At 47.9% G+C, this 13,333-nt stretch carries 13 protein-coding genes; 10 read left to right on the forward strand and 3 right to left on the reverse strand.

Annotated elements, in window-relative coordinates:
- Positions 1-146 precede the first annotated feature (146 nt).
- From USH94_RS19980 to USH94_RS20025, 10 genes are all read left to right on the forward strand, one after another.
- Positions 147-683 (forward strand): fimbrial protein, encoded by a 537-nt coding sequence (locus USH94_RS19980; protein WP_111965113.1) that lies wholly within the window; start codon positions 147-149, stop codon positions 681-683.
- A gap of 151 nt (positions 684-834) precedes the next feature.
- Positions 835-1,257 (forward strand): fimbrial protein, encoded by a 423-nt coding sequence (locus tag USH94_RS19985; RefSeq protein ID WP_181574038.1) that lies wholly within the window; start codon positions 835-837, stop codon positions 1,255-1,257.
- Positions 1,258-1,276: 19 nt separating this feature from the next.
- Positions 1,277-3,796 carry an outer membrane usher protein gene (locus tag USH94_RS19990; protein WP_414146658.1) on the forward strand — a complete coding sequence of 840 codons (2,520 nt, stop codon included), beginning with the start codon at positions 1,277-1,279 and terminating at the stop codon, positions 3,794-3,796.
- A gap of 28 nt (positions 3,797-3,824) precedes the next feature.
- Positions 3,825-4,577: a fimbria/pilus periplasmic chaperone gene (locus USH94_RS19995; protein WP_111965110.1), complete on the forward strand. Its 753-nt coding sequence runs from the start codon at positions 3,825-3,827 to the stop codon at positions 4,575-4,577.
- 4 nt (positions 4,578-4,581) lie between these two features.
- Positions 4,582-5,151: a fimbrial protein gene (locus USH94_RS20000; RefSeq protein ID WP_146749042.1), complete on the forward strand. Its 570-nt coding sequence runs from the start codon at positions 4,582-4,584 to the stop codon at positions 5,149-5,151.
- Entirely contained in the window at positions 5,151-5,675 is a 525-nt protein-coding gene (locus tag USH94_RS20005) for a fimbrial protein (RefSeq protein WP_111965108.1), read from the forward strand. The genes USH94_RS20000 and USH94_RS20005 overlap by 1 nt, the downstream gene beginning before the upstream one ends.
- A gap of 10 nt (positions 5,676-5,685) precedes the next feature.
- The gene (locus USH94_RS20010; protein WP_181574037.1) at positions 5,686-6,228 is read left to right on the forward strand and encodes a fimbrial protein; all 543 of its coding nucleotides are present in this window, start codon (positions 5,686-5,688) and stop codon (positions 6,226-6,228) included.
- A complete protein-coding gene (locus USH94_RS20015) occupies positions 6,228-6,734 on the forward strand; it encodes a fimbrial protein (protein ID WP_111965106.1) in 507 nt (168 codons plus the stop codon). The genes USH94_RS20010 and USH94_RS20015 overlap by 1 nt, the downstream gene beginning before the upstream one ends.
- Positions 6,721-7,653, forward strand: coding sequence for a fimbrial protein (locus USH94_RS20020; protein WP_146749040.1), 933 nt, complete (start codon positions 6,721-6,723; stop codon positions 7,651-7,653). The genes USH94_RS20015 and USH94_RS20020 overlap by 14 nt, the downstream gene beginning before the upstream one ends.
- Before the next feature lie 204 nt (positions 7,654-7,857).
- Positions 7,858-8,763, forward strand: a complete 906-nt coding sequence (locus tag USH94_RS20025) for a fimbrial protein (protein WP_111965104.1) — start codon at positions 7,858-7,860, stop codon at positions 8,761-8,763.
- Positions 8,764-8,797: 34 nt separating this feature from the next.
- On the opposite strand, the gene USH94_RS20030 is transcribed toward USH94_RS20025, so the two are convergent.
- The 3 genes from USH94_RS20030 to USH94_RS20040 all read right to left on the reverse strand — a co-directional run bounded on the left by USH94_RS20030 (position 8,798) and on the right by USH94_RS20040 (position 13,321).
- Positions 8,798-11,893, reverse strand: coding sequence for a multidrug efflux RND transporter permease subunit (locus USH94_RS20030; RefSeq protein ID WP_111965103.1), 3,096 nt, complete (start codon positions 11,891-11,893; stop codon positions 8,798-8,800).
- Positions 11,894-11,897: 4 nt separating this feature from the next.
- Positions 11,898-12,761 (reverse strand): ABC transporter six-transmembrane domain-containing protein, encoded by an 864-nt coding sequence (locus USH94_RS20035; protein ID WP_414146659.1) that lies wholly within the window; start codon positions 12,759-12,761, stop codon positions 11,898-11,900.
- A 173-nt stretch (positions 12,762-12,934) separates the two neighbouring features.
- Positions 12,935-13,321: a transporter gene (locus USH94_RS20040; RefSeq protein ID WP_181574036.1), complete on the reverse strand. Its 387-nt coding sequence runs from the start codon at positions 13,319-13,321 to the stop codon at positions 12,935-12,937.
- Between the last annotated feature and the right edge of the window lie 12 nt (positions 13,322-13,333).

Genomic DNA, 13,333 nt, shown 5'->3' on the forward strand with positions numbered 1-13,333 from the left:
GTGTACGATTTATTTTCTTTAGCCAGTTTACTATTTTTTATAAAATAATATTTGTAATGATGTTAGTGATTTGTGAAGCACTAAATGGCTCAACTTATTACTCATCATAGTAATAAAGTTAAAATTTAAAGAAAAGGATTTAATCAATGAACGCGAAAAATAAATTGCTGGTAATGGCACTTTCTTCCTTAATAACCGCAGGTGCTCATGCGGCAACCGATCAGGGACACGGCAAAATTACATTCCTTGGATCTGTTATTGATGCACCGTGCTCAATCGATGCAAAAAGCCTCGATCAGACAATTCAGTTGGGTGCAATTTCAAAAAACCAGCTCGCTGATGGTGGTAAATCTACGCCAGTAAGCTTTGATATTCAACTCCATGACTGTGATTCCGCAACGGCGAATAAAGCGTCCATTACTTTTAACGGCATAGCGGGTGCTAAGACTGATGGTCTGGATAGTGCCTTTGCTGTAACCGGTCAGGCAAGTGGCGTGGGCGTAGGTATTACCGATATGGGTGGCAAAGTGATTAAGCCGGGTACCAAGTCGTCTCTCTCAGCCATGAGTGATGGCGATAACGAACTGCAGTTTCTGGCTTATGTGCAGGGGTCAACTGCTTCAGGCGCAGTCATCCCGGGTAATTTTACCTCTATCGCTAACTTCATGATGACTTACGAGTAAGTAAAAATTGTCTACCCGAAAGGGTAGACATCCGTTCATGAAATTGTGAGGGCTTATGTTGACAGCTGTAGTGCTTCGCCAGTGCTTTGCTGTTGGTGTGTGTTTATTGTTTTCTTCCGTATGTCACGCTTCAGATCGCGGGCGCGTTAGCATGACAGGCAGCATTTATGAGAGCTCTTGCTCAATTGAGATGGCTTCAAAGAATCAGGTGATAGTGATGAAAACCGTTTCTGTAAGCCAATTAACGCAGAATGGTGAAGCCGGGAGCACATTGCTCAGAATTCATCTGGTGGGATGTTCTACTCAATTAGATGCTCGTCGTTTTTACATAACATTTTACGGTTCCAAAGAGGATCATGAAACATTCCATGTACTGGGAAATACGCAGGGCGTAGGTATACGTATTACAGATGCGAATGGAGTACCTATAAAACCGGGTGAGCCATCTTATATTAATCAATCGATGGCTAAAATGAATACCCTGGACTACAACCTCACATTGACTGGTAATGGGGGAATACTACACCCTGGTTTCTATGCAGCTGTTGTGCGTATGAGGCTGGATTATTTTTGACTGATTAAAGGTGATGTTAGTGTATAAAATACAAATATCTCGTCGGTCAATTATTGCCAGTGTATTAATTGCAGTATTAACCAGATATGCATATGCTGAAGAAAAGATCATTCAGTTCAATACTGACGTTCTGGACGTGCAGGATCGTGGTCATATTGATTTAAGCCAGTTTTCACGGGCGGGTTACGTTATGCCCGGCACATACGCATTATCAATTCAAATTAATAAAAGCTCATTACCCGAACAACAAATCACGTTTATGGTGCCCGATAATGATAAAAATGGAAGTGAAGCGTGCCTGACTAATGACATTGTTACTCAGTTTGGGCTAACCACGGCAGCAAGTAAAAACTTATCCTGGTGGCATAACGGTGAATGTCTTGACCCGACTTCACTTCAGGGGATGGTTATGCGGACTGACATGTCCAGCAATACGCTTTTTATTAACCTTCCTCAGGCCTACCTGGAATACGTGGCTGAGAACTGGGACCCACCTTCACGCTGGGATGAAGGGGTCGCAGGAATTCTGTTTGACTATAATTTGAACGGTCAGGCTATACGTCAGCACGATAGTGGTATGACTGAAGAAAGTAAAACTCTCAGCGGTAATGGAACTACCGGGATCAACGTTGGCGCATGGCGTTTTCGCGCAGACTGGCAAGGTCAAATGGAAAAACGTTCAGGGAGCATGGCACGCAATACACAAAATTTTGATTGGAACCGCTATTACTTATACCGGGCAGTGCCCTCTATGCGGGCCAAAATGACATTGGGTGAAGATTACCTCACCTCGGATATGTTTGACAGCTTTCGCTTTACCGGCGTGAGCCTGGTGTCCAGTGACAATATGTTGCCGCCGAACCTGCGTGGCTACGCGCCGGAGGTCACGGGCCTGGCGAAAACAAACGCCAAAGTGACGATCAGCCAACAAGGGCGTGTGCTCAATGAAACAACGGTGGCAGCCGGTCCTTTTCGTATCCAGGATTTAAATAATGCGGTGTCTGGCACGCTTGACGTGAAAATTACTGAACAGGATGGCTCTGTACAGACCTATCAGATGAATACGTCGACCATTCCTTATCTGACTCGTCCAGGGCTGGTTCGATATAAATTAGCAGCAGGGAAACCTTCAGATTTTGATCATCACAGCGATGGCCCTGTCTTCGGTACAGGCGAATTCTCCTGGGGGGTGAACAACGGATGGTCACTGTATGGCGGCGCGCTGGTTGCCGGTGACTACAACGCAATGTCTATAGGGATCGGGCGAGATTTATTGGTTCTCGGGGCAATATCTCTGGATGCAACTGAATCACGAGCTCGCCTGCCGCAGCAGGATTCACGGCAGGGTGGTTCGTACAAATTAAGCTACTCGAAACGGTTTGACAGCACTGATAGCCAGGTGACTTTTGCCGGGTATCGCTTCTCTGAGCGTGGTTTTATGAGTATGACTGACTACCTGGATGCGCGTTACCACGATAACGACAACGGTGGCAGTGGCAAAGAAATGTATACGGTGACGTTTAACCAACAAATAAAGCCGTTGAACATGAGTATTTATTTAGACTACAGCCGTCAAACCTATTGGGATCGTCCTGCTAACACAACTTATAACGTGTCGCTTTCGCACTATTTTGATTTCAGAAGTTTTAAAAATCTTAGCCTGAGTATATCTGCGTTCCGCACTACAAATAACGAGACTGACGATCGTGGTGCCTACATGAGTTTATCCGTTCCCTGGGGAGAATCAGGTTATTTCAATTATGGCAATCAAATCAGCGAGGATGGAGCCAGTCATTCCATCTCATACAGCGATCGAATCAATAAGGATAACTCATACCAGATTAGCCTCAACTCCGATCAAAACGGCGTTATAGGGGGGAGCGGGTATCTTACGCATGATGGTGATAATACTGAAGTAACGGCCACCGCAACCCAGCAGGGTAATAAATACAGTTCGATGGGATTGTCAGTACGCGGTGGCATGACGGCAACAACGCAGGGTGCGGCGCTCCATCGTATGTCGGTGGCAGGTGGCACTCGCATGATGGTGGACACTGATGGTGTAAGTGGCGTACCCGTTAAAACAGGCGGAAACAATACTCATACTAATGTTTTTGGTAAAGCCGTGGTCGGAGATGTGAGTAGCTATTACCGAAACAGCATGAATATCGATATGGATGAACTTGGTGATGATGTGGACGCCAGTCGTTCAGTGGTGCAAGGCACCTTGACGGAAGGTGCGATCGGCTATCGTAAGTTCGGCATTCTTGCCGGTAAAAAAGCGATGGCGATATTGCGCCTGACGAATAATAGCGTGCCGCCATTTGGCGCTACGGTGACTAACAAGGATAAGGAACAGACCGGGCTGGTCAGCGAAGACGGCTTCGTTTGGCTAACGGGAATTAAGCCTGGTGAGGTGATGAGTGTGAGTTGGGACGGTTCAGAAAAATGTCACATTAATCTCCCCGCAGTGTTGCCCCCCGACCTGGAGAGTCAGAAATTGCTGTTGCCATGCACCACGGTAGACAGCATCAATTAATTCCTATTTGTTTTGAGAGAAAAGAGTCATGATTCGCAATACATTAATACGTAATCGTTGTTTGCTCGCATTGGCATTCACCACACTGATCGCGCAACAGGCGAATGCTGCACTTGCGCTGGATCGTACCCGCGCGATCGTTAATGCTGGCGATAAATCGATGAGCCTGGTGGTGAATAATCAAAACCGCGAGCTGCCTTATCTGGCACAAGCGTGGGTGGAGGATGCTCAGGGTAACAAGATAAGCGATCCGCTGGTCGCCCTCCCGCCGGTACAGCGTATTGAACCTGGCAGCAAAAGCCAGATCAAAATTCAGATTACGCCTGCAATGAAGCTGTTAGCGCAGGATAAAGAAACGCTTTTCTTCTTTAACCTGCGTGAAATCCCGCCAAAGACGGACAAACCGAATACCTTGCAGATAGCGCTGCAAACCCGCATCAAGCTGTTCTATCGTCCGGCATCGCTGGTGGTGGAGCAGAACAGCAAACCATGGCAGGAGCAAATGACGCTGACGCGCCAGGGAGAAGGTTACACGGTGAATAATCCAACTCCTTATTACATCTCTGTTGTTGAAGTTGCTCCATCGCTGAAAGGTGAGCCGCTGAAAAGCGTGAAGCCGTTACTGGTCGCCCCAAAAAGTAGCGCCCGGTTAGAAGGTGATACTCACAATCTGGGAAACAACCCGGTTATTACCTATATCAATGATTTCGGGGGACGCCCGAAGCTGGTCTTCAGCTGCAGTGGTAGTAGTTGCAATCTTACATCTGCGCATGCGGGCTAAACAGATGAAAAAAGTATGCATGTTGCTATCTCTGCTGTCGGTCATTAGCTCCACAACGCTGGCTGATGAAAAGAGCGTGAGCGGCGATGTTCCTTTTATTGTTGTAGGAATGATGGTTGAAGGGGCATGCATACTTGAAATGCAATCAGCATCACAGGAAATTTCACTCAGTACTCTGTCTGCATCGCTGCTGAAAAAAATCGGTAATCGTGGCGCACCTGTACCTCTTGTCCTGCACCTCAAAAATTGCATAAGAATGCAGGGCTCAAGTACGGACAGACGCACCGGGAGTCGTTCGTGGAATGCCATCCAACCCATCGCCACCTTAACGTTTTTGGCTCCTGCTAATAGATATAGCCCGGAACTGGTGCAGGTAACCGGAGCACAAGGTATTGGTCTACGTATCACAGATGTCAGACAGAATGACATACGTTTAGGGGAACGCAGTAAGCCACAGTTTCTCACGCCTGGTAGTGACGAGCTCATTTTTTACATCGCACCTGAGAGAACACCTGAACAGTTGATTTTGGGCCCGTATAAGGCAGTGGTGAACTTTTCGCTGGAGTATGATTGATGACGCGACTTTTATGGCTGTTGGGTTTTATTTTTTTTATACCCTATGCTTGTGCAGGGAATAATAATGTAAAAATCAGTGGTGCTCTGGTTTCAGAGCCTTGCACGCTATCTGAAGAATCATCAGATATTCAACTTGATTTCGGTAACCTTGTAAGCACCTTCTTCTATCACAGCAACCGCACGCCGGGACAACCGTTCATTATTACGCTGGTTAACTGTGATACGACATTGGGCAGCAGTGCCACTATCACCTTTAAGGGGAGCGAGAGCCAGGCCTTGCCGGGTTTATTAACGCCTGATGCGGGTAATACGCAGGGTATCGCCATTGGTATCGAAACCAATAGCGCAGATCCACAACAGCTAGCGCTGAATAAGCCAAGTCCCGTATTCAGTTTGACGAACGGTAATAATATCATCGCTCTGAAGGGATATGTCCAGGCTGAGCCAGCCGCTATTGCCGCTCACAGCATTACGGCCGGGACATTTACGGCTACAGCCACATTTGAGATTGCGTATCCATGAGGTTAATACGATGAAATTATGGTGCCCGATTGTTATTGCTGCAGGGTTATTAGCGAGTGTGTTACACGTCAGTGCGGGTGAACCGGCCAAATTAAACCTCAATATTACTGGAACTGTAATAGCCAACGGTTCCTGTACCTTTAATAAAGGCAAAACCTTAACCGTGGATTTTGGTGATATCAATTTTTCAACTGTTAACGGAACTTCCACACTTGACGGAACCTATCGGAAACCTTTGTCATCAACGATGACCTGTACGGGTGACAGCGGTGGTAAAACTCAGCTCACTTTTAAATCTGTAGCAGGGGGGACGATTGATTTCAAAGGACAGAAATTGTTACCCGTAAGCATAAATGCTTCGAATCCTGGGAAGCAGTTGGGAATTAAATTACTGGTTAATGGTGTTGCGCAGGATGTTGATTCAGCATTTGCTGTCGATATGCTCGCTCAGCCTGGATTGCAGGTAGAACTTGTGCTGGTAGGTGATGGTACCGGTTTAATTAATGGGGCACCTATTAGCGCCAGCGCAACGCTGGTAATGGAGTTTGTGTGATGCGTATAAAAACAATTTTTTTAACATGTTTTACGGTCTTACTTTGCGCGCAGACGAATACAGTTTTTGCTGCCCAGACGGGTGACACGATGTCAATAACGTTCACCGGTCGGCTAAATAATCATAAACCTTGTGTGGTAAATAATAACCAGGATATCAACGTCGCTTTCGGTAACGTAAATATCAACAAGGTTTCTACCGATCATATCACTCAGTCTATGGATTATAGCTTAGACTGTTCAGGGAGTCAGGCGGGTAATACAGTAGAGATGACTATTAAGGCAACACCTGTTCCCGGTGACACAGCTGCAATTGCGTCCAATATACCGGGGTTATGGCTCAAGTTTATCAAAGATGGGCAACCGCAGGATTTGAATGAGGCGTTTACTGTTGCGGACTGGCAATCCCCGCCCACGCTTGAAATTGAACTGGAAAAAGATCCTGCGGTAGAATTAGAGGCTGCTGCCTTTTCAGCAACAGCGACATTAATGAGTGAGTATTTTTGAGATGTGCAATATCCGATTTGGTATTGATAAAATAAGTGTAATAGCAATATTTTTGCTAGGTTTTATTTTTCTTCCTGTCTTGTGTCAAGCTTCCTGGACAAATACCCCTGGGATGTATTCGCACATAGCGAAAAAACTGGTTTGTCCCGAAACACCTGATACGAATCTGAATCTGGATGAATCAGATTATATCATGCAGGGATGCGAATTTACAGTTGGGGATGGTAATACTGTTCCAAGCTCAGATAGGTATACAATCGTTCTTGCCGTTGTTGACTCTACCGGTGAATACAAACTAAATTTGATAAGTGCAAATAAGTATATTGATGCTGGCGTGGAATTGAATACTTTGAACCTGGACTGGACTGTTTTAAACCGATTAATGATCACATATCCTGCTAATCATATTTGCTATATGTTAAGTAATTATTACAGTGGCCTTAACTACACTTTCAACAATACTCCTCAAAGTTGCCCTGAAGGTTCTGGAGGATCAACGCCGTTACCTCCACCATTCCATTGTGCATTTGGCGATGGAAGCACGCTGAATATTTCATTAGGCAATGTGGACAGAGCTGAAATCGGAACGGTTCCCGGTACGCTGTCCGGGACTGAGAAAAATATCAGCATTACCTGTACGGGCGATGGCTCGGCGACCTACACAATTGGTTTTGAATACACGCCCATAAATATCGCGGGGACGGAAATGATTTCCTCAACGACAAATGGACTCGCGGTAGCTATGTCGTTGAATGGTAAGCTTGTCAACCCAGCCGATACGTATAGCCGAACCTATAGTACGGGGACTCAGACAGAGAAATTAACATTCGAACCTATCCGTGACCCTTCGGTGAAAATCGGTGATATCCAAACGGGGGCCTTTTCGGCGAATGCAGTCATGATATTAACTGTTCAATAGCACAAAGTTAAGACAGAAGGTGCAGATTATTGCTTCAGGAAACGGTGCCAAAGTGATGTAATTATAATTTATCCAGAGGCTAGTGAGTGGCAGAAAATATGCATGAGTCGAACAATCAGTACGCGGCATGGTGCAAAGTGAAGTCATGAATTTAAACCTTGCACTATTTTCAGGAACAGCACATTAATGTGAGCGGCTTTTGAAATGCACAATATTAAATCTATTATTGAAATGCTGGTTTTTATTTTTTTAACGATGCTACCTTTTCTGCCTACCTCATGTTTTGCATCATGGAGTGTAATGGGGGTGTATCAGAAAAGTTCAGGCCACACCATCTGTCCTGTTACACCTGATACACTTGTGGATTTGAACGCTGAAGATTATGCCATTTCGGGATGCAAGTTAACTATTGGGGCGGGAAATAAGGTCCCTCGCAGTGATTTTTATAGAGTTGTCCTTGCTGTTGTTGACGCTGGCGGGAATTACAATAAAGCAATCAGAACTGACGATTCATATATTGATGCGGGATCTGATTTAAGTACATCTGTTATCGGTTGGGCATTTAATACGCAAATAAAACTCGGCGGTCATTATATTCATACTTGCTATATGCTTGGAGATCGTTTTGGCGATTACTTTACTTTTAATAATACCACACAAAGTTGCCCTGAAGGTTCTGGGGGATCAACTCCGTTACCTTTAACATTCTATTGCGCATTTGGTGATGGCGGCACGCTGAATATTTCGTTAGGCGATGTGGACAGAACTAAAATCGGAGCGGTTCCCGGTACGCTGCCCGGAACCGAGAAAAATATCAGCATCACCTGTCACGGTGATGGCGCGGCGACCTTCACAATTAGCTTTAAATACACAGCCGTAAATATAGCAGGGACGGAAATGATTTCCTCAACGGCAAACGGACTCGCAGTGGCTATGTCGTTGAATGATGAGCTGGTCAGCCCAACGGATACCTATAGCCGAACCTATAGTACGGGGACTCAGACAGAGAAATTAACATTCGAACCTGTACGCAATCCTTCAGTGAAAATCGGTGATATCCCAACGGGTCCCTTCTCTGCGAGTGCAGTCATGATATTAACTGTTCAATAGTTTGCAGAGAAGAAGCGCGATCCCTCAAAGGTATTCACGTTTTCCTTATGTTGTCGACAAAACGCGCGATGACTATAAAGAATACCGGCACGAAGAAGATCGCGAGAAGCGTACCGCTAATCATGCCACCAAAGACTCCGGTACCGATGGCATGCTGCGTACTGTCGCTCGCACCACTGGCCAGCATCAACGGAACAACCCCTAATGTGAAGGCTAACGATGTCATCACAATGGGGCGCAGGCGCTGGCTAGCGGCATGAACGGTAGCCGCCAGCAGGGGTTGCCCCTGACGGTGGAGCTGCCTGGCAAATTCAACAATCAGAATGGCGTTCTTGGCCGACAGGCCGATGAGCGTAATCAGGCCCACCTTGAAGAAAACGTCATTCGTCAAGCCGGCAACTGATACAGCTATCACCGCGCCGATAAGTCCCAGTGGAACGACCAGCATGACCGCGAAAGGAATAGACCAGCTCTCATACAGCGCGGCGAGCACCATAAAGACGACCTGTATCGACAGGGCGATAAGGCCCGGAAGCTGAGATTCCGATTTTCTTTCCTGCAACGAACTCCCGGCCCACTCGCCAGCCATACCCTGAGGCAGGCTCCTGGATAAACCCTCCATGACCTTCATTGCGGTGCCGCTGGACTCTCCCGACGCCGCATTTCCGGTAATGCGAATAGCAGAATATCCCTGGTAACGCGTCAACTGCTGCGGCGCAACGTTCCAGGAAAGCGAGGCAAATGTAGATACCGGCACCATCTGACCCATCCGGTTTTTCACTGATAATTTCAGTATCTGCTCAGGCTGCATTCGGTAGGGCGCGTCGGCCTGAATAATCACCTGTTGAACGCGGCCGTTGTTCGTATAGTCATTGACGTAATTTGAGCCCAGGGTGACGGAGAGCGTCTGGTTGATTTCATCAAATGAAACGCCCATCGCTTCTGCCTTTTCTCTGTCCACCTGTAGCGCAAGGCTTGTTCCTTCCGGAAGACCGTCTATATACACGTCACTCAGTTCAGGACGCTGATTGGCCTGCAGGACCAGCGCATCGGCAGCTCGCTTTAAAGCCTCGTAGCCGAGTCCAGCTCTGTCCTGCACGTACCAGGTAAAGCCCGACGAGGTGCCCATATCCGAAATGGCCGGCGGGAGCAGGCTGATCGTGACGGCGTCAGAGACGTTCGCCATGCTGGCCTGTATATGGTCGGCTTCATCCTGGGCCGTCGAACCCTGCCGATATTTCCAGTCCTTCAGCGTGGTGAAGGCCATAGCCGAATTCGGTCCTGAACCTGAAAATCCAAACCCCAGGATCATAATGTTGCTTTCAATATCCGGCCGGGCCGCAATTTCCCCTTCAAATTTTTTAACCACGTTCAGGGTACGCTGCATGGTGGCATCAGAAGGCAGCTGGATTGAAGACATAAAATAGCCCTGATCTTCGTCCGGCAGAAAGGACGACGGTAAGGAAGACATCCCCAAAAACAGCGCAGCACATAGCGCAACGTACAGGAGCAGCATACGTCCGGTTCGCTTCAGAACGGCACCCAGCCCGGCTTCGTAACAGGCGGTAAGCGAGCGGAAGCGCGCGTTAAACCTGACCGCGAACCATCCGCCTCCGCTCTTTCCTGCCTTATGCGGCTTGAGTAACGTTGCGCACAGGGCAGGCGTCAGCGTCAGGGCAAGAAACGCGGACAGCAGTATAGAGACAGCCATGGAAATACAAAATTGTCGGTAGATAATCCCGACGGATCCTTCAGCAAACCCCATGGGGATAAACACGGCAGTGAGCACCAGCGTGATCCCGATAATCGCCGGTGTGATTTCCTGCATGGCTTGCCGCGTAGCGTCACGCGGGGAAAGGCTTTTTTCCTCCATCAGTCGTTCAACGTTTTCTACAACCACAATGGCATCATCGACAATAATCCCTATCGCCAGCACCATGCCGAACATCGTCAGAATATTGATGGAGTACCCGCTCAATAGCATCACCGTGAAGGTGCCAAGAAGTGCAACGGGGGCAACAATCGCCGGGATAAGCGTGCAGCGTATCTTATGCAGAAACAGCAGCATAACCAGGAAGACGAGAACCATCGCTTCCACAAATGTCTGAACAACCTTCATGATAGAAAGTTTCACAAACGGGGCGGTATCGAAGGGAACCGTAAATGCCATTCCTTCGGGTAACACCTGGGAAAGTTCGTCGATGCGCGCGCGTACGCCTGAAGCCGTGCTCATTGCGTTGGCGCCAGGCGAGAGCTGGATAGCCGCTGCCGTTGCAGGAACCCCATTTTCGCGGATACCGAAAGCGTAGCTTTGCAGGCCAGATTCAATGCGTGCAATGTCGGACAATTTCAGACGGGCGCCGGATGCGTCAGACTTCAGAGTAATATTCCTGAACGCCTCTACCGAGGAGAGTTGTCCCTTCACCGTGATGGGATACGTTACCCCTTGTCCTTCAGATGCTGGCTCATCTCCCGTTTTACCGGGCGAAACGAGGGCATTCTGCTGGCCAACAGCGGTAAGCACATCGCTCACCGAAAGGCCGTAGGTGTGGAGCTTCATCGGATCCAACCAGATTCGTAGCGCTTTTTCGCCGCCAAACAGCTGAACTTTTCCTACGCCGGGCACGCGACGAAGCTCGTCACTGACGTTTCGGGCAAAATAGTCGCTTAAGTCGGCTTCCTCAAATTGACCTGTCGTGGACTTAAGCCCCACCATCATCAGAAACCCGGAATTAGCGGCCTCGACGTTAATACCGTTTTGTCTTACCGCCTGAGGGAGACGAGGCTCGACAATCTTAATCTGATTCTGCAGGTCCATCTGCGCCAGCTTGATGTCCGTACCCGGTTTAAACGTGACGGTAATTGATGCCGAACCGGTTGTGTCGCTGGATGATTCGAAATAGAGCAAATTATCGACCCCAGAGATTTCGCGCTCGATTAACGATACCACCGACGTATTCATGATATCGGGGCTCGCCCCCGGGTAACTGACGGAAATAATGATCCCCGGCGGTGCCACCGCCGGATACTGCGCAACCGGCAAACGGGGAATAGACAGGAGTCCTGCCAGCACGATAAAAAGCGCCACTACCCAGGCGAAAACGGGGCGTTCAATAAAAAAATGAGGCATTAAATTAACGTCCAGTTACGTGAATTTCTTCATCAGTGGATACGCGTTTACCGATATCCATGAGCTGCGAAAACTTCTCAAGAAGCTGCGGTGCGTCATCAAGGCTCGTCGCGAACATCCACATGTAGGTCATCACGGAATAAATATGTCCGGCGGTGATGCCGGTTGAGCGCGTCATCCAGATGATGGTCAGCGTAAAAAGCGCGGCAACAAGTACGCCAACCCACAAATAGCCCCACGCCTCGCGGTCAGATAATGCGATACGTAAACGGGCAAGCGTGGAGTAATGTCGGTGAAGAGTGGCCGTTCCCGCCTTATGAACATAATCCACTTCTTTTTCCAGACGATTATTCAGGCGCATGAATAGCCATTCATTTTTACGGGCATATCCGGAGACAAATCCGAGCAGGACAAATACAATCGCAAAGCACATGACGCCGGCCCAAAATTCAATAAACAGCAACATGATTGCGGCGCCAAACAGTGAACTCAGCGATGTAATCAGCAGGGGAAGGTGCATTTCAAAGAAATCCACGTACTCACGCGAGAGCGTTACCCTGGCGGCGATTGCCGAATGGTTTAGCTGATACTTGCGCTGTGCCAGAACGACGGATACCGCGAGGCCGGCATAAATGCGTGCAAACGTGCGGGTATCGACGCTTCGTCTGGCCGCGCCGATGAACCACATACAAAGCACCATCAGGCCATATAGCGCGGCGTTAAGCGTCTTCCCTGCGAGGATGGCATTGATCGCGATGCCTGCCAGAACGGGGTAAAGTAGAAACGTTACGTTTTCGGCCACCACCAGGAAGAAAGTGACAACCAGTTTTTTTCGGTGCCGGATCGCCAGTTTTTTAAGCGAGTGCATCACTCCGGCAGTTTCAGAAGGACTAAGATTATTATTACGGTTCATCATTATGGGCAAATCGCGTCAGACTTTTTTTAGTGAATTATTGTTGTGCAAAATAGTGTGATGGAGAGCCTACCGCGTGCCTGTTTAGCGGAAATGTGCGGTTTGTGGAGGATTTGTGGAGCGGTGGCTCAAATCATTCTCATAATGAGGTACAGCGGGGCTCCACCAAAAAAAATGATTAAATAACACTCGTAGTAAAAGACCAGATCCTCGATGTCGGGCATTGTGTTTAACAACACGGTGAACGTAATAATGAGATAAACAAAAATCACTATTAGCCAGAAGGAGATGACAAGCAGCTCAGTCAACGCACCGGCTTTATTTTGGATTATCAGAGAGACAACCGACAATGCGATGCAGCCATAGATGATGGGTGACGAGGGTAGCGTCGAGGCGACTTTCTCATCCATTCTGTGTACCAGCACCAGCCAGGTATAAAGTAATCCCCACGACAGCAGCATAAACAGGGAATATATGCCCAGTTTTTTAGGGGAGAAATATTTTGAAAGTTCCATGTTCATTATTTC

This window comes from Enterobacter sp. 148H3, assembly GCF_034107425.1.
Taxonomy (GTDB): Bacteria; Pseudomonadota; Gammaproteobacteria; order Enterobacterales; family Enterobacteriaceae; genus Enterobacter; species Enterobacter vonholyi.